Origin of the sequence: Serratia aquatilis, assembly GCF_044865145.1 — a bacterium.
In the GTDB taxonomy this organism is placed as follows: Bacteria; Pseudomonadota; Gammaproteobacteria; order Enterobacterales; family Enterobacteriaceae; genus Chania; species Chania aquatilis.
Genome location: NZ_CP173186.1, coordinates 5386945 through 5403270 on the forward strand (window position 1 = coordinate 5386945; position 16326 = coordinate 5403270).

General features: G+C 50.6%; 16 protein-coding genes. All 16 read left to right on the plus strand.

From position 1 onward, the window contains the following. The first annotated feature begins 69 nt into the window (after nucleotides 1-69). The 16 genes from rsmG (at nucleotide 70) to pstB (ending at nucleotide 16324) form a co-directional block, all read left to right on the plus strand. On the plus strand, nucleotides 70-690 hold the full coding sequence (gene rsmG, locus SAQUA_RS24465) for a 16S rRNA (guanine(527)-N(7))-methyltransferase RsmG (protein WP_380679449.1): 621 nt from the start codon (nucleotides 70-72) through the stop codon (nucleotides 688-690). Between the two features lie 637 nt (nucleotides 691-1327). Next, nucleotides 1328-1711 (plus strand): F0F1 ATP synthase subunit I, encoded by a 384-nt coding sequence (atpI, locus tag SAQUA_RS24470; RefSeq protein ID WP_380679446.1) that lies wholly within the window; start codon nucleotides 1328-1330, stop codon nucleotides 1709-1711. Nucleotides 1712-1733: 22 nt separating this feature from the next. Beyond that, entirely contained in the window at nucleotides 1734-2510 is a 777-nt protein-coding gene (gene atpB / locus SAQUA_RS24475; protein ID WP_380679443.1) for a F0F1 ATP synthase subunit A, read from the plus strand. Nucleotides 2511-2559: 49 nt separating this feature from the next. Continuing rightward, nucleotides 2560-2799, plus strand: a complete 240-nt coding sequence (atpE, locus tag SAQUA_RS24480) for a F0F1 ATP synthase subunit C (protein WP_004393045.1) — start codon at nucleotides 2560-2562, stop codon at nucleotides 2797-2799. Nucleotides 2800-2857: 58 nt separating this feature from the next. After that, nucleotides 2858-3328, plus strand: coding sequence for a F0F1 ATP synthase subunit B (atpF, locus tag SAQUA_RS24485; RefSeq protein ID WP_142008638.1), 471 nt, complete (start codon nucleotides 2858-2860; stop codon nucleotides 3326-3328). A gap of 14 nt (nucleotides 3329-3342) precedes the next feature. Beyond that, on the plus strand, nucleotides 3343-3876 hold the full coding sequence (gene atpH / locus SAQUA_RS24490) for a F0F1 ATP synthase subunit delta (protein ID WP_380679438.1): 534 nt from the start codon (nucleotides 3343-3345) through the stop codon (nucleotides 3874-3876). A 12-nt stretch (nucleotides 3877-3888) separates the two neighbouring features. Next, the gene (atpA, locus tag SAQUA_RS24495) at nucleotides 3889-5430 is read left to right on the plus strand and encodes a F0F1 ATP synthase subunit alpha (protein ID WP_380679435.1); all 1542 of its coding nucleotides are present in this window, start codon (nucleotides 3889-3891) and stop codon (nucleotides 5428-5430) included. A 57-nt stretch (nucleotides 5431-5487) separates the two neighbouring features. Then, on the plus strand, nucleotides 5488-6351 hold the full coding sequence (gene atpG, locus SAQUA_RS24500; RefSeq protein ID WP_380679432.1) for a F0F1 ATP synthase subunit gamma: 864 nt from the start codon (nucleotides 5488-5490) through the stop codon (nucleotides 6349-6351). A 119-nt stretch (nucleotides 6352-6470) separates the two neighbouring features. Further along, entirely contained in the window at nucleotides 6471-7853 is a 1383-nt protein-coding gene (atpD, locus tag SAQUA_RS24505; protein ID WP_380679429.1) for a F0F1 ATP synthase subunit beta, read from the plus strand. Nucleotides 7854-7873: 20 nt separating this feature from the next. Then, nucleotides 7874-8293, plus strand: coding sequence for a F0F1 ATP synthase subunit epsilon (locus tag SAQUA_RS24510; protein ID WP_380679426.1), 420 nt, complete (start codon nucleotides 7874-7876; stop codon nucleotides 8291-8293). Nucleotides 8294-8588: 295 nt separating this feature from the next. Further along, a complete protein-coding gene (gene glmU / locus SAQUA_RS24515; protein ID WP_380679423.1) occupies nucleotides 8589-9959 on the plus strand; it encodes a bifunctional UDP-N-acetylglucosamine diphosphorylase/glucosamine-1-phosphate N-acetyltransferase GlmU in 1371 nt (456 codons plus the stop codon). Nucleotides 9960-10378: 419 nt separating this feature from the next. Beyond that, nucleotides 10379-12208, plus strand: coding sequence for a glutamine--fructose-6-phosphate transaminase (isomerizing) (gene glmS, locus SAQUA_RS24520; protein ID WP_380679420.1), 1830 nt, complete (start codon nucleotides 10379-10381; stop codon nucleotides 12206-12208). Between the two features lie 312 nt (nucleotides 12209-12520). Next, nucleotides 12521-13561 carry a phosphate ABC transporter substrate-binding protein PstS gene (gene pstS, locus SAQUA_RS24525; RefSeq protein WP_380679417.1) on the plus strand — a complete coding sequence of 347 codons (1041 nt, stop codon included), beginning with the start codon at nucleotides 12521-12523 and terminating at the stop codon, nucleotides 13559-13561. Nucleotides 13562-13651: 90 nt separating this feature from the next. Further along, on the plus strand, nucleotides 13652-14608 hold the full coding sequence (gene pstC, locus SAQUA_RS24530; RefSeq protein WP_380679414.1) for a phosphate ABC transporter permease PstC: 957 nt from the start codon (nucleotides 13652-13654) through the stop codon (nucleotides 14606-14608). A gap of 1 nt (nucleotide 14609) precedes the next feature. Continuing rightward, nucleotides 14610-15500, plus strand: coding sequence for a phosphate ABC transporter permease PstA (pstA, locus tag SAQUA_RS24535; protein WP_380679411.1), 891 nt, complete (start codon nucleotides 14610-14612; stop codon nucleotides 15498-15500). Between the two features lie 53 nt (nucleotides 15501-15553). Beyond that, on the plus strand, nucleotides 15554-16324 hold the full coding sequence (pstB, locus tag SAQUA_RS24540; RefSeq protein ID WP_380679506.1) for a phosphate ABC transporter ATP-binding protein PstB: 771 nt from the start codon (nucleotides 15554-15556) through the stop codon (nucleotides 16322-16324). Nucleotides 16325-16326 lie beyond the last annotated feature (2 nt).

Here is a 16326-nt window from a genome sequence, read left to right on the forward strand (position 1 = left end):
CCGAATTATGATAATCACCCAAGGTTCAGTTCAGTGCCTGCTGAGTAAGGCCTGCCAGAGGATTCTGTTGTGCAAAGAAAACTAGATTCGCTGCTTTCAGCGGCAGGAATTGTGCTTACCGATCAACAAAAACAGCAATTGTTGGGTTATGTCGGTATGCTCGACAAGTGGAACAAGGCTTACAACCTGACTTCTGTCCGTGAGCCACAGCAGATGCTGGTGCGTCATATTCTGGACAGCATCGTGGTTAATCCTCACCTGACAGGTTCGCGTTTTATTGATGTTGGTACCGGGCCGGGGTTGCCGGGGATCCCGTTGGCGATAGTCCGTCCCGATGCTCATTTCACATTATTGGACAGCCTGGGTAAGCGTGTACGCTTCCTACGGCAGGTACAGCATGAGTTGGGGCTGAAAAATATCGAGCCAGTACAGAGCCGTGTGGAGGAGTTTCCTGCTGAGCCACCGTTTGATGGCGTAATCAGCCGGGCTTTTGCTTCGCTGCATGACATGCTGACTTGGTGTCACCACCTGCCAGTGAAAGGGCTCGGGCGTTTCTATGCGCTTAAAGGCGTTTGCCCTGAAGATGAATTGGCACAACTGCCTGAGGGGATTTCTCTGGAATCTGTGATTCGTTTACAGGTTCCTGAACTGGAAGGCGAGCGGCACTTGGTGGTGCTAAAGGTAAACTAACTTTGTTCATAATCAAATAAATGCCAATTACTACCCAGTTTTAAATGTAAAACATAGCAAGCTAATTATTTGGCTGTTCTTATTGTTGGTTTACTTGTTATTAACACAATCGCGTTCATTATTGCTGGGTACGGGCTCGATTACCGTGGGTAATGATGGTGTGAGTAACAAAGTGTGAAAGATTTTGTTTGGCATTCAGTGTTAATCCACTGTTGCGATAACATCGTAAGAAATGTCAATAAAAGGTTTTTTCTCGGTATAAGGGTTGTTTTTGAACAGTTACGATTTAATGTTTTGATTTATATTGTTATTTAATCGCTCCAATAGCTAAAGACGCCAACTATCGACGTAGGTTATAAATCAGAAAGAAGCATTATTGTGATCGGCTGCACATTTGCTGACGCAACGCTGGAATGGTCAGACAAATAAATGAGACAGATTATTCCGACTGTTTTCTTGTGAAAATAGACCTAAAAGGGGAAATTTAAATAATTGTTCACCTTTTCGCTACTTATCGATTGAATTCGTTGGAGTGGCCCGTATAATTTGCACGTTTTTTGCTGCTTGACTCGGAACAGCAAAGGCAGTTTTATACGTCACTCAGCATACCCAAAGGGGTACGGAGAGAACAAACGTCATGCCTGTGTCCCTTTACAGCGGAAAAGTTGCACGCAAACTGCTGTTATTGCAGTTAATGACTTTTGTTTTGATCAGCGCTGCCTTCAGCCTGAAAAGTCTGGAATGGAGCGGTTCGGCATTGGCTGGCGGCATTGCTGCCTGGTTGCCAAACGCCATGTTTATGCTGTTTGCCTTGCGTCATCAGGCGCAGACGCCGGTACCCGGTCGGGTTGCCTGGTCGTTCGCCATTGGCGAGGGGCTTAAGGTCGTGATCACCATCGTTTTGTTGATCGTGGCGCTTGGGGTGTTCAAAGCGGCGTTTGTTCCGCTTGGCCTGACCTATTTAGCGGTGTTGATTGTGCAGATAGTGGCACCAGCCGTGATTAACAGTTACCGAAATTAACTAAATAAGGGTAAGAGGCATCATGTCTGCAGGAGAAGTCTTGACTCCACAGGAGTATATCGGTCACCACCTGACGCATCTTCAGGTCGGGACGGGGTTCTGGTCGATCAACGTCGACTCGATGTTTTTCTCCGTTGTTCTCGGGGTTGTCTTCCTGGCGATTTTCCGCAAGGTTGCCAAAAACGCCACCAGTGGGGTTCCCGGGAAGCTGCAAACCGCTGTTGAACTGATTATGGGTTTTGTCGACAACAGCGTTAAAGATATGTATCACGGCAAGAGTAAAGTGATTGCTCCGCTGGCGCTCACGGTCTTCGTCTGGGTGTTCCTCATGAACATGATGGACCTGATCCCGGTAGATTTCCTGCCGCACCTCGGTACTATGGCGGGGTTGCCTGCGTTGCGCGTAGTGCCTACTGCAGATGTGAATATCACACTGTCGATGGCATTGGCCGTATTTGTACTGATTCTGTTCTACAGCATTAAAATGAAAGGCATTGGTGGGTTCGCTAAAGAGTTAACCATGCAGCCGTTCAATCACCCGGTATTCATTCCTATCAACCTGATTCTTGAAGGTGTCAGCCTGCTGTCCAAACCTGTTTCACTGGGTCTGCGACTGTTCGGCAACATGTATGCGGGTGAGTTGATCTTCATCCTGATTGCTGGCCTGTTGCCGTGGTGGTCACAGTGGATCCTGAGCTTGCCTTGGGCGATCTTCCACATTTTGATCATTACGCTTCAAGCCTTTATTTTCATGGTTCTGACGATTGTCTATCTGTCGATGGCATCTGAAGAGCACTGATTTTCTTTAAACACTTGCACTTATAAACTGAAACAAACTGGAGACTGTCATGGAAAACCTGAATATGGATCTGCTGTACATGGCTGCCGCTATTATGATGGGGTTGGCGGCAATCGGTGCTGCGATCGGTATCGGCATCCTGGGGGGGAAATTCTTGGAAGGTGCTGCTCGTCAGCCTGACTTGATCCCTCTGCTGCGTACACAGTTCTTTATCGTTATGGGTCTGGTTGACGCCATCCCGATGATCGCTGTTGGTCTGGGTCTGTACGTGATGTTTGCTGTCGCGTAAGTAGAGTTAACTCTCTACCATAAAACCATACTATTAACTTTTAAAGAGGCATTGTGCTGTGAATCTTAACGCAACAATCCTCGGCCAGGCTATCGCGTTCATCCTGTTTGTCTGGTTCTGTATGAAGTATGTATGGCCGCCAATTATGGCTGCCATCGAGAAGCGTCAGAAAGAAATTGCTGATGGCCTCGCTTCTGCAGAACGTGCCAAAAAAGATTTGGACTTAGCGCAAGCCAATGCGACCGACCAACTGAAAACTGCCAAAGCAGAAGCTCAGGTGATCATCGAGCAAGCAAATAAACGCAAAGCTCAGATCATGGACGAAGCGAAAGCTGAAGCCGAGCAGGAACGTAACAAAATTGTGGCGCAGGCTCAGGCTGAGATCGAAGCCGAACGTAAGCGCGCTCGTGAAGAGTTGCGTAAACAAGTCGCGATGCTGGCTATTGCCGGTGCCGAGAAGATCATCGAACGTTCCGTGGATGAAGCTGCTAACAGCGACATCGTTGATAAACTGGTCGCTGAACTGTAAGGAGGGAGGGGCTGATGTCTGAATTTGTAACTGTAGCTCGCCCCTACGCCAAAGCAGCTTTTGACTTTGCCGTTGAGAATCAAAGCGTAGAACGCTGGCAGCAGATGCTGGCGTTTGCTGCTGTTGTCACCCGAAATGAACATATGGCGGAATTGCTTTCCGGTGCTGTTGCACCTGAAACATTGTCCAACACGTTTATTGCGGTATGTGGCGACGAGATCGACGAAAATGGCCAGAACTTTATCCGTGTAATGGCCGAAAATGGGCGTTTACTGGTTCTTCCTGCGGTGTTGCAACAGTTCATCGAACTACGCGCCGCGCTGGAATCTACCGTCGAAGTCGAGGTGCTCTCTTCTAGCGCACTGAGTGACCAACAGCAGGCCAAGATTGTCGCTGCGATGGAAAAACGTCTGTCACGCAAAGTTAAGCTGAATTGCAAAATTGACAAGTCTGTACTAGCCGGCGTAATTATCCGCGCTGGTGATATGGTGATTGATGGCAGCGTTCGCGGTCGTCTAGAACGCCTGGCAGACGTCTTGCAGTCTTAAGGGGACTGGAGCATGCAACTGAATTCCACCGAAATCAGCGAACTGATCAAGCAGCGCATTGCTCAGTTCAATGTAGTGAGCGAAGCTCACAATGAAGGTACTATCGTTTCCGTCAGTGACGGGATCATCCGCGTACACGGTCTAGCCGAAGTTATGCAGGGCGAAATGATCGCACTGCCAGGCAACCGTTATGCAATTGCACTAAACCTGGAGCGTGACTCTGTTGGTGCCGTGGTTATGGGTCCGTATGAGGATCTGGCCGAAGGCATGAAGGTTAAATGTACTGGCCGTATTCTGGAAGTTCCGGTTGGCCGTGGCCTGCTGGGCCGTGTGGTCAACACGCTGGGCGCACCTATTGACGGTAAAGGCCCGGTTGAGCATGACGGTTTCTCGGCGGTTGAGACTATCGCACCTGGCGTTATCGAACGTCAGTCTGTTGATCAGCCTGTACAGACGGGCTACAAGTCTGTCGATGCCATGATCCCAATCGGCCGTGGCCAGCGTGAGCTGGTGATCGGTGACCGTCAGACGGGTAAAACTGCTCTGGCAATCGATGCGATCATCAACCAGCGTGATTCTGGTATCAAATGTGTTTACGTGGCTATCGGCCAGAAAGCGTCCACCATCGCTAACGTGGTGCGCAAACTGGAAGAACACGGCGCATTGGCCAATACCATTGTGGTAGTGGCAACCGCTTCAGAATCCGCAGCTCTGCAATACCTGGCACCTTACGCTGGTTGCGCAATGGGTGAATACTTCCGCGATCGTGGTGAAGACGCGCTGATTGTTTACGATGACCTGTCCAAGCAGGCCGTTGCTTACCGTCAGATTTCCCTGCTGCTTCGTCGTCCGCCAGGTCGTGAAGCTTACCCAGGCGACGTATTCTATCTCCACTCCCGTCTGCTGGAACGTGCTGCGCGTGTTAACGCCGATTACGTTGAAGCTTTCACCAAAGGTGAAGTCAAAGGGAAAACGGGTTCACTGACCGCTCTGCCGATCATTGAAACTCAGGCTGGTGACGTTTCCGCGTTCGTTCCGACCAACGTAATCTCGATTACCGATGGTCAGATCTTCCTGGAATCCAACCTGTTTAACTCCGGTATCCGTCCGGCCGTTAACCCGGGTATTTCCGTATCCCGTGTGGGTGGTGCAGCACAGACCAAGATCATGAAAAAACTGTCCGGTGGTATTCGTACCGCGCTGGCACAGTATCGTGAACTGGCTGCGTTCTCTCAGTTTGCTTCCGATCTGGACGACGCCACACGCAAACAGCTAAGCCACGGCCAGAAAGTGACCGAGTTGCTGAAACAGAAACAGTATGCGCCGATGTCTGTCGCACAACAGTCTCTGGTGCTGTTTGCCGCTGAGCGTGGCTACCTGAACGACGTTGAAGTGGCAAAAGTTGTCAGCTTCGAAGCCGCTCTGGTTGCGTATGCCGATCGCGAGCATGCCGAACTGCTAAACCACATCAACCAAACTGGTGCGTACAACGATGAGATCGAAGGTAAGCTGAAAGGCATCCTCGATACCTTCAAGGCAACCCAGTCCTGGTAACGCACAGCGGCCTACTGTTGAAAGACAGCAGGCCGCTGGCAATGAGGAGAAGCAGAGATGGCCGGCGCAAAAGAGATACGTAGTAAGATCGCTAGCGTGCAAAACACGCAAAAGATCACTAAAGCGATGGAGATGGTCGCCGCCTCCAAAATGCGTAAATCGCAGGAACGTATGGCGGCCAGCCGTCCTTATGCAGAGACCATGCGCGAGGTGATTGGTCACCTGGCGTTAGGGAATCTGGAATATAAGCACCCCTACCTTGATGAGCGTGACGTTAAGCGCGTCGGGTATCTGGTGGTGTCTACTGACCGTGGCCTCTGCGGTGGCTTGAACATCAATCTGTTCAAGAAACTGTTGGCAGAGATGAAAGGTTGGTCTGAAAAAAGCGTTGAAGTTGATTTGGCGCTGATTGGCTCTAAAGCTACCTCTTTCTTCGGTTCCGTCGGTGGCAACGTGGTTGCCCAAGTGACCGGCATGGGGGATAACCCTTCCCTGTCGGATCTGATCGGCCCGGTGAAAGTGATGCTGAAAGCCTACGACGAAGGTCGTTTGGACAAGCTGTATATTGTCAGCAACAAGTTTATTAATACGATGTCCCAGGAACCGCAGATATTGCAACTTCTGCCATTGCCACCTTCTGATGACAGTGAGCTGAAGAAAAAATCCTGGGATTACCTGTATGAGCCTGATCCAAGAGTGCTGCTTGATACTTTGCTGCGCCGCTATGTGGAATCGCAGGTTTATCAGGGCGTCGTGGAAAACCTGGCCAGCGAGCAGGCCGCACGAATGGTCGCGATGAAAGCCGCAACCGATAACGGCGGTAGCCTGATCAAAGAGCTGCAGTTGGTATACAACAAGGCACGTCAGGCCAGCATCACTCAGGAACTCACCGAGATCGTTTCGGGAGCCTCCGCGGTTTAACCAGGTTATTACCCCGAATAGTTCAGATTGCGGGAAAGAGTGAGCTGGAATGAGAGAAAGCAGTTAACGCTCCTGCAATTTGAAACATAACGGGTAGACGAATTACGTAGAGGATTAAGATGGCTACTGGAAAGATTATCCAGGTAATCGGCGCCGTGGTGGACGTCGAATTCCCTCAGGATGCCGTACCAAAAGTGTACAACGCTCTTGAGGTTGAAAACGGCACCGAGAAACTGGTGCTGGAAGTTCAACAACAGCTGGGTGGTGGTGTGGTTCGCTGTATCGCAATGGGGACCTCCGATGGTCTGCGTCGCGGTCTGAAAGTTACTGACCTGCAACACCCGATTGAAGTCCCGGTAGGTAAAGCTACTCTGGGCCGCATCATGAACGTACTGGGTGAGCCCATCGACATGAAGGGTGATATCGGCGAAGAAGAACGTTGGGCGATCCACCGCTCTGCGCCAAGCTACGAAGAGTTGTCGAACTCCCAAGAGTTGCTGGAAACCGGTATCAAAGTAATGGATCTGATCTGCCCGTTCGCCAAGGGTGGTAAAGTGGGTCTGTTCGGTGGTGCGGGTGTGGGTAAAACCGTAAACATGATGGAGTTGATCCGTAACATTGCGATCGAACACTCCGGTTATTCAGTTTTTGCGGGCGTGGGTGAACGTACTCGTGAGGGTAACGACTTCTACCACGAAATGACCGACTCCAAGGTTCTGGACAAAGTATCACTGGTTTACGGCCAGATGAACGAGCCACCAGGTAACCGTCTGCGCGTTGCGCTGACCGGCCTGACCATGGCTGAGAAATTCCGTGACGAAGGTCGTGACGTACTGTTGTTCGTGGATAACATCTATCGTTATACCCTGGCCGGTACCGAAGTGTCCGCACTTCTGGGTCGTATGCCATCAGCGGTAGGTTATCAGCCAACGTTGGCGGAAGAGATGGGTGCCTTGCAAGAGCGTATTACCTCTACCAAGACCGGTTCTATCACCTCTGTTCAGGCCGTTTACGTTCCTGCGGATGACTTGACTGACCCATCACCAGCCACCACCTTTGCTCACTTGGATGCAACCGTGGTATTGAGCCGTAACATCGCCTCTCTGGGTATCTACCCGGCCGTTGACCCGCTGGATTCCACCAGCCGTCAGTTGGATCCGCTGGTAGTAGGCCAAGAGCACTATGATGTAGCGCGTGGCGTGCAGTCTATTCTGCAACGTTATCAGGAACTGAAGGATATTATCGCGATCCTGGGTATGGACGAGCTGTCAGAAGATGACAAGCTGGTGGTATCCCGTGCACGTAAAATTCAACGTTTCCTGTCTCAACCGTTCTTCGTGGCAGAAGTCTTCACCGGTTCTCCGGGCAAGTTCGTATCGCTGAAAGATACCATTCGTGGTTTCAAAGGCATTATGGACGGTGACTATGACCACCTGCCGGAGCAGGCGTTCTACATGGTTGGCACCATTGAAGAAGCAGTGGAAAAAGCCAAGAAACTGTAACGCCTTGAGAGGAGGGTGATATGGCTATGACTTACCATCTGGATGTTGTCAGTGCGGAAAAACAGATGTTTTCCGGTCTGGTACAAAAGATCCAGGTGACAGGCAGCGAAGGCGAACTGGGGATCTTCCCTGGCCATGCGCCGCTGCTGACTGCCATCAAGCCTGGCATGGTGCGTATTGTTAAACAGCACGGTGATGAAGAGTTCATCTACCTGTCCGGGGGTATCCTTGAGGTACAACCGAGCGTGGTCACTGTACTGGTAGACACTGCTATCCGTGGAGAGGATCTCGACGAAGCCAGAGCGCTTGAAGCCAAGCGTAAAGCTGAAGAGCATATCCGTAGCTCTCATGGTGATGTCGACTATGCTCAGGCATCCGCTGAACTGGCGAAAGCGATCGCTAAATTACGCGTTATCGAGCTAACCAGAAAAGCGATGTAACACTCAGGTATTGTTTACAACACCTTGAGATCAGAAAGCGGCCCTTGTTGGTCGCTTTTTTTTTGCTTTGAAATAAGCGTTTGAACATGATTGATAGTGTGATGTATTAACGCTGCCAAGCGAATTAAGCGTCTCCGATCGCCGACAGTTTTTTTGTTGTTAAATAGGATTGGTATAATTAACGGCATGCCTAGAGCCAAGCGCCGTGTGCCCGATTCGTGTAGAGAAATATGTAGTAATTTCGTCATCAAACGGTTTTACTTTCGTCCATCAAAATGGAGTTATCAGGTTGCTTATGTCTAACAGCGCAATGAGCGTGGTTATCCTCGCCGCGGGCAAGGGAACACGCATGTATTCCGATCTTCCCAAAGTGTTACATCCACTGGCAGGCAAGCCCATGGTGCAGCACGTCATTGATGCTGCCATGAAGCTAGGTGCCCAGAAAGTGCACCTGGTTTATGGCCACGGTGGTGAACTGTTGAAGAGCACCCTGAAGAACCAGCCACTTAACTGGGTGTTACAGGCAGAACAACTGGGTACTGGTCATGCTATGCAGCAGGCGGCGGTGCATTTTTCCGATGATGAAGACGTGCTGATGCTGTATGGCGATGTGCCTTTGATCGCTGTCGAAACACTGACACGCCTGTTAGCAGCAAAACCTTTGGGTGGCATTGGTCTACTGACGGTAAAGTTGCAGGACCCTAGCGGTTATGGACGTATTGTGCGAGAAAACGGCGAAGTTGTTGGCATTGTTGAGCATAAAGATGCCAATGACCAACAGCGGCAGATTAATGAAATCAACACCGGTATTTTGGTGGCAAATGGCCGCGATCTGAAGCGCTGGCTAAGTATGCTGAATAACAATAATGCGCAGGGTGAGTTCTACATTACCGATATCATTGCTTTGGCTCATGCCGATGGTAAGAAAATTGAAGCTGTGCACCCTGAGCGCTTGAGTGAGGTGGAGGGGGTGAATAACCGCCTACAACTGTCACAGCTTGAACGCGTCTATCAGGCTGAGCAGGCCGAAAAACTGCTGCTGGCGGGCGTGATGCTGCTGGATCCGGCGCGTTTCGATCTGCGTGGTGAGCTGGAGCATGGCCGTGATATTTCTATTGATGCCAATGTGATCATCGAAGGCAAGGTCAAGCTGGGTAATCGCGTAAAAATCGGAGCTGGCTGCGTACTTAAGAACTGTGTGATTGGTGACGATTGCGAGATCAGTCCTTACAGCGTGCTAGAAGATGCGAAATTAGAGGCGGCTTGCACCGTTGGCCCGTTTGCCCGTTTGCGCCCGGGAGCCGAATTGGCTGAAGGCGCGCACGTTGGCAACTTTGTGGAAATAAAGAAAGCGCGGCTGGGCAAAGGCTCTAAAGCCGGGCATCTGAGCTATCTGGGCGATGCCGAGATTGGCGACGATGTGAATATCGGTGCAGGGACTATTACCTGTAACTATGACGGTGCCAACAAGCATAAGACAGTGATTGGTGACGGTGTGTTTGTCGGTTCGGATACGCAACTGGTGGCGCCGGTATCCGTTGGCAGAGGAGCGACCATTGCTGCAGGCACCACGGTTACCCGCGATATTGCTGAAGAAGAACTGGTGCTGAGCCGCGTTAAGCAAGTGCATATACAGGGTTGGCAGCGTCCGGTGAAGAAAAAGTAATTTACCCTTCATCTTTCGAACCGCAGCGTTGTTGGCTTCGCGCCTGAACCCCAGTCACTTACCTTGGTAAGCTCTTGGGGATTCAGGCGCTTGCCGCCTAGCTGCAATTCGAAATCTGTTGGGTAAATTAGTGCAGGTTAATAGTGTGTTTTGTATTGGGTTTTGTTCAAGAACTCAGTACAAAACATAATAACCCCACTCTCTACAGGCTCGGGGAAGCACGGTTTACTCGTCATACTTCAAGTTGCATGTGCGTTGGCAGCATTCGCTCGCCCCAGTCACATAGTTATCTATGCTCCTGGGAACTCGCGAACTTGCCGCCTTCTTGCAACTGGAATTATTTAGAGTAAAAAAACCGGCAAAAATCAGGTCAAGGCATCGCAAGTGCCCCTAAAGGTACTTAATTAGGAATACAACAGATGTGTGGAATTGTAGGCGCAGTAGCGCAACGTGATGTTGCAGAAATTTTGTTGGAAGGTTTACGTCGTCTGGAATACCGGGGTTATGATTCAGCCGGTTTGACGGTAGTCGATACTGAAGGAAACGTTAGCCGTTTGCGCCGTGTCGGTAAAGTCAATGCGCTTTCGGAAGCCGCAAAGCAACACGCTTTGCATGGAGGTACGGGTATTGCCCACACTCGTTGGGCGACGCACGGTGAACCTACCGAAATGAACGCGCACCCTCACGTTTCTAGCCATATCATCGTGGTCCATAACGGAATTATTGAAAATCACGAACCGCTGCGCGAATTGCTGATCGAGCGGGGTTACCCCTTCAGTTCGGAAACCGATACCGAGGTGATTGCCCACCTGGTCCATTGGGAACAGAAAAAGGGCGGGACTTTGCTGCAGGTGGTTCAGCGAGTGATCCCACAACTGCGTGGTGCCTATGGTGCCGTTGTGATGGATAGCCGCGATCCGAGCGTATTGGTTGCTGCCCGTTCTGGTAGTCCGCTGGTGATTGGCCGTGGTATGGGTGAAAACTTTATCGCTTCTGACCAATTGGCGCTGTTGCCAGTCACTCGTCGTTTTATCTTCCTGGAAGAAGGCGACCTGGTGGAAGTTACTCGCCATACCGTTAGCATCTTCGACAAGCAGGGTAATGCCATTGAACGCCCGGAGATTGAGTCTCAGGTGCAATACGATGCAGGTGATAAAGGCGCATACCGCCATTACATGCAGAAAGAGATTTTTGAACAACCAATGGCGCTGAAAAACACCCTTGAAGGGCGTTTTAGCCATGGTCAGATCAATCTTAGCGAATTAGGCCCTCGTGCCGACGAACTGCTGGCAAAAGTGCAACACGTACAAATCATCGCCTGTGGTACTTCTTACCATTCCGGGATGGTGGCGCGTTACTGGTTCGAGTCACTGGCGGGGATGCCTTGTGATGTGGAGATCGCGTCTGAATTCCGTTACCGCAAATCAGCGGTGCGTCCCGGTAGCTTGATTATCACATTGTCTCAATCCGGAGAAACCGCCGATACGCTGGCAGCACTGCGTCTGTCAAAAGAATTGGGGTACCTTGGTTCACTGGCGGTGTGTAACGTCGCTGGCTCTTCACTGGTGCGGGAATCTGATCTGGCTCTGATGACCAAAGCGGGCACGGAAATTGGTGTGGCATCCACCAAGGCGTTTACTACCCAACTGGCGGTATTACTGATGCTGGTGGCGCGTATTGGCCGCTTGAGAGGGATGTCAGAGTCCGTAGAGCAGGAAATAGTACATGCCTTGCAGGCCCTGCCTGCGCGTATTGAACAGATGCTATCGCTCGATAAGAGCATTGAGGTTCTGGCAGAAGGTTTCTCTGACAAACACCACGCCTTGTTCCTTGGCCGTGGCGATCAATACCCGATAGCGATGGAAGGGGCGCTGAAGCTCAAAGAGATCTCCTATATTCACGCAGAAGCCTATGCTGCCGGGGAACTGAAGCATGGCCCTCTGGCGCTGATTGATGCGGATATGCCGGTGATCGTGGTTGCTCCTAATAACGAATTGCTGGAAAAACTGAAATCCAACATCGAAGAGGTGCGCGCGCGCGGTGGTCAACTGTATGTGTTCGCCGATCAGGATGCAGGTTTCGTTAGCAGTGAAGGCATGACTATTATTCCGTTGCCTCATGTTGAAGAAATTGTCGCACCTATCTTCTACACCGTACCTTTGCAACTGTTGTCCTACTATGTGGCGTTAATAAAAGGCACTGATGTGGACCAGCCGCGTAACCTGGCGAAGTCGGTCACCGTAGAGTGATTTTTACACTGATGTAACTATCAAGCCGGCTTGATTGCCGGCTTTTTGCTATATGACAGACAATAATAAAAGAACGTAAATTGCTCAACTTCAGCGGTTTAGCGCCTTTTTTTACAGATTATTTTTGGCCTGATAAATATTTAACTTATTGTTTTTAATTTAATAAATACCAAAATCCGCGCACTGTAATATAAATGTAATATTTCATACATTTTAATGTCACGAAACTGTCCTATTTTCCCTCTTGCAGCAATACTTACTCTGATGAAAACGGCTCAAAGCCGATTTTTAAATATCCCATTAGGAGGGATTATGAAACTGATGCGTACTACCGTCGCCAGTATTGTGGCAGCGACTATCTCCCTGGCCTCTGTGTCTGCGTTCGCTGCTGCTAGCCTGACCGGTGCAGGTGCGACATTCCCCGCTCCGGTTTATGCCAAGTGGGCAGATTCTTATCAGAAAGAAACAGGCAATAAGGTCAACTATCAGGGGATCGGCTCCTCGGGTGGTGTAAAGCAAATTCTCGCCAACACCGTTGATTTTGGCGCTTCAGATGCACCGTTGTCTGACGACAAACTGGCTGCTGACGGCCTGTTCCAATTCCCTACCGTAATTGGTGGTGTGGTGCTTGCCGTGAACATCCCAGGCATTAAATCCGGTGAATTGACTCTGGATGGTCAAACACTGGGTGATATCTATTTGGGTAACATCAAAAAATGGAATGACCCAGCGATCGTTAAGTTAAACCCGGGCGTTAAACTGCCGGATCAGAACATCGCCGTAGTGCGTCGCGCTGATGGTTCTGGTACTTCTTTCGTCTTCACCAGCTATCTGTCTAAAGCCAATGCGCAGTGGAAAGAGAAAATCGGAGCTGGCTCAACCGTTAACTGGCCAACCGGTCTGGGTGGCAAAGGAAACGACGGTATCGCCGCGTTCGTTCAACGTCTGCCTGGCTCTATTGGTTATGTTGAATACGCTTACGCCAAGCAAAACAACCTGGCTTACACTAAACTGATCTCTGCAGATGGCCAACCTGTCAGCCCGACTGAAGAGAGCTTCAGCGCAGCGGCCAAAGGTGTGGACTGGAGCAAAACTTTCGCACAGGACCTGACCAACCAGAAAGGCGACAACGTCTGGCCGATCACCTCTACTACCTTCATTCTGATCCATAAAGAGCAGAAGAAGCCTGAGCAAGGTACCGAAGTGCTGAAATTCTTTGACTGGGCCTATAAAACCGGTGCTAAGCAAGCGAACGAGCTAGATTACGCTACACTGCCACCAGAAGTGGTTGAGCAGATCCGTGCTGCCTGGAGAACCAATATCAAAGACAGTTCTGGCAAGGCATTGTTCTAAGGATGCAGGGGGTGCGGAATGACCGCGCCTCAACCTGATGTGTAAGGGCTCAGCATGCTGGGCCCCTGGCTTTAAACAGAAGAGTAATTTATGGCTGGATCTAGGCCGACCATTAAACCACCAAGTAAAAATGGTGACATTATCTTCAGCGCGCTGGTCAGACTGGCAGCGCTGATTACCTTATTATTGCTGGGCGGCATTATCGTTTCGTTGATTTTTGCCTCCTGGCCAAGCATGCAGAAGTTTGGCCTCGCCTTCCTGTGGACCAAAGAATGGGACGCACCAGCTGAGCAATTTGGTGCTCTGGTACCGATTTACGGCACGGTAGTTACCTCATTGATTGCCTTGATTATCGCCGTACCGGTCAGCTTTGGTATCGCCCTGTTCCTGACCGAACTGGCCCCTAACTGGCTTAAGCGTCCATTAGGCATTGCCATAGAACTGCTGGCGGCAATCCCAAGTATTGTTTACGGCATGTGGGGCCTGTTCGTGTTTGCTCCGCTGTTTGCTGAATATTTCCAGACCCCGGTGGGTAACGTACTTTCGGGGATCCCGATTGTCGGTGAACTGTTTTCCGGCCCGGCTTTCGGTATCGGTATTCTGGCTGCCGGGGTGATCCTGGCGATTATGATTATCCCTTACATTGCAGCAGTAATGCGCGACGTGTTCGAACAGACCCCGGTAATGATGAAAGAGTCTGCCTACGGTATCGGCTGCACCACTTGGGAGGTCATCTGGCGCATCGTGCTGCCGTTCACCAAAAATGGGGTGATTGGCGGGGTCATGCTCGGCCTGGGACGTGCGCTGGGCGAAACGATGGCGGTCACCTTTATTATCGGTAACACTTACCAACTCGACAGCTTCTCACTGTTTATGCCGGGTAACAGTATTACCTCGGCGCTGGCCAACGAATTTGCGGAAGCGGAGTCCGGGCTGCATACCTCGGCATTGATGCAGTTGGGGCTGATCCTGTTTGTTATTACCTTTATCGTCCTTGCATTGTCGAAGTTAATGATAATGCGCCTGACCAAGAATGAGGGGCGCTAACATGGCAACGATAGATATGCAAAACCCGGTAGAACTGGCGGAAAGCCGTCGCAAAATGCAGGCCTGGCGTCGTCAGAAGAATCGGATTGCTCTGTTCCTGTCGATGGCAACCATGGTATTTGGCCTGTTCTGGCTGATCTGGATCCTGTTTTCTACCGTGACCAAGGGCATCGACGGTATGTCGCTGGCGTTGTTCACCGAAATGACACCGCCGCCCAATACTGCAGGCGGTGGTTTGGCTAACGCTATTGCTGGTAGTGGGCTATTGATCCTGTGGGCCACTATTTTTGGTACGCCACTGGGTATTATGGCGGGGATTTATCTGGCCGAGTATGGCCGTCAATCCTGGTTGGCGGAAGTGATCCGCTTTATCAACGATATTCTGTTATCGGCACCGTCTATTGTGGTGGGCCTTTTCGTCTACACCGTGGTGGTGATGAAAATGGAACACTTCTCCGGGTGGGCAGGGATCATTGCGTTGGCGCTACTTCAGATCCCAATAGTCATCCGCACGACTGAGAACATGCTCAAGCTGATACCCGATACGCTGCGTGAAGCGGCCTATGCATTGGGTACACCAAAATGGCGCATGATTTCCGCCATTACGTTAAAAGCGTCAGTCTCCGGCATTATCACTGGCGTACTGTTGGCGATTGCGCGTATTGCCGGTGAAACCGCTCCCTTACTGTTTACCTCGCTTTCGAATCAGTTCTGGAGCACCGACCTGATGCAGCCGATCGCCAACCTGCCGGTCACTATTTTCAAGTTTGCCATGAGCCCGTTTGCTGAATGGCAACAGCTGGCTTGGGCCGGTGTGCTGTTGATCACCCTGTGCGTTCTGCTACTGAATATCCTGGCGCGTGTGATTTTCGCCAAGAAAAAGCATTCATAAAAATTTAAGTGCCGCATGGTCGGCACGGTAAAAAGAGAGAAGTCTTGATGAGTATGGTTACTGACGCTTCCAGCAGCAAAATTCAGGTGCGCGATCTGAACTTTTACTATGGCAAATTCCATGCGCTGAAAAACATCACGCTGGATATTGCCAGTAACAAGGTCACTGCGTTTATCGGCCCGTCTGGCTGCGGTAAGTCGACTCTGCTGCGTACCTTCAACAAGATGTACCAGTTATACCCGGAGCAGCGTGCCGAGGGTGGGATCCTGTTGGATGGGCAAAATATTCTGACGGACAACCAGGACATCGCTCTGCTGCGTGCCAAAGTGGGGATGGTGTTCCAAAAGCCCACGCCATTCCCGATGTCGATTTACGACAACATTGCGTTTGGTGTGCGTCTTTTTGAGAAGTTGTCCCGTGCGGACATGGATGAGCGCGTACAGTGGGCGTTAACCAAAGCGGCACTGTGGAATGAAACCAAAGACAAGCTGCACCAAAGTGGTTACAGCTTATCGGGTGGCCAGCAACAGCGCTTGTGCATTGCCCGCGGCATAGCTATTCGTCCAGAAGTATTGTTACTGGATGAGCCATGCTCGGCGCTGGATCCTATCTCAACCGGAAAAATTGAAGAGTTGATCAGTGAACTGAAGTCTGACTACACCGTAGTGATTGTGACCCACAATATGCAGCAGGCTGCGCGTTGTTCTGATTCAACCGCATTTATGTATCTGGGTGAGTTGATTGAGTTTAGTGATACTGACACGCTGTTTACCTCACCACAGAAAAAGCAGACTGAAGATTACATTACTGGCCGTTATGGTTGATT

Bases quoted from the DNA above. Each gene is read 5' to 3' on its own strand.
- atpD (WP_380679429.1), top strand. From the start codon at position 6,471: ATGGCTACTGGAAAGATTATCCAGGTAATCGGCGCCGTGGTGGACGTC.
- atpI (WP_380679446.1), top strand. From the start codon at position 1,328: ATGCCTGTGTCCCTTTACAGCGGAAAAGTTGCACGCAAACTGCTGTTA.
- pstC (WP_380679414.1), top strand. From the start codon at position 13,652: ATGGCTGGATCTAGGCCGACCATTAAACCACCAAGTAAAAATGGTGAC.
- pstA (WP_380679411.1), top strand. From the start codon at position 14,610: ATGGCAACGATAGATATGCAAAACCCGGTAGAACTGGCGGAAAGCCGT.
- atpE (WP_004393045.1), top strand. From the start codon at position 2,560: ATGGAAAACCTGAATATGGATCTGCTGTACATGGCTGCCGCTATTATG.
- atpB (WP_380679443.1), top strand. From the start codon at position 1,734: ATGTCTGCAGGAGAAGTCTTGACTCCACAGGAGTATATCGGTCACCAC.
- SAQUA_RS24510 (WP_380679426.1), top strand. From the start codon at position 7,874: ATGGCTATGACTTACCATCTGGATGTTGTCAGTGCGGAAAAACAGATG.
- pstS (WP_380679417.1), top strand. From the start codon at position 12,521: ATGAAACTGATGCGTACTACCGTCGCCAGTATTGTGGCAGCGACTATC.
- glmU (WP_380679423.1), top strand. From the start codon at position 8,589: ATGTCTAACAGCGCAATGAGCGTGGTTATCCTCGCCGCGGGCAAGGGA.
- atpH (WP_380679438.1), top strand. From the start codon at position 3,343: ATGTCTGAATTTGTAACTGTAGCTCGCCCCTACGCCAAAGCAGCTTTT.
- atpG (WP_380679432.1), top strand. From the start codon at position 5,488: ATGGCCGGCGCAAAAGAGATACGTAGTAAGATCGCTAGCGTGCAAAAC.
- atpA (WP_380679435.1), top strand. From the start codon at position 3,889: ATGCAACTGAATTCCACCGAAATCAGCGAACTGATCAAGCAGCGCATT.
- pstB (WP_380679506.1), top strand. From the start codon at position 15,554: ATGGTTACTGACGCTTCCAGCAGCAAAATTCAGGTGCGCGATCTGAAC.
- glmS (WP_380679420.1), top strand. From the start codon at position 10,379: ATGTGTGGAATTGTAGGCGCAGTAGCGCAACGTGATGTTGCAGAAATT.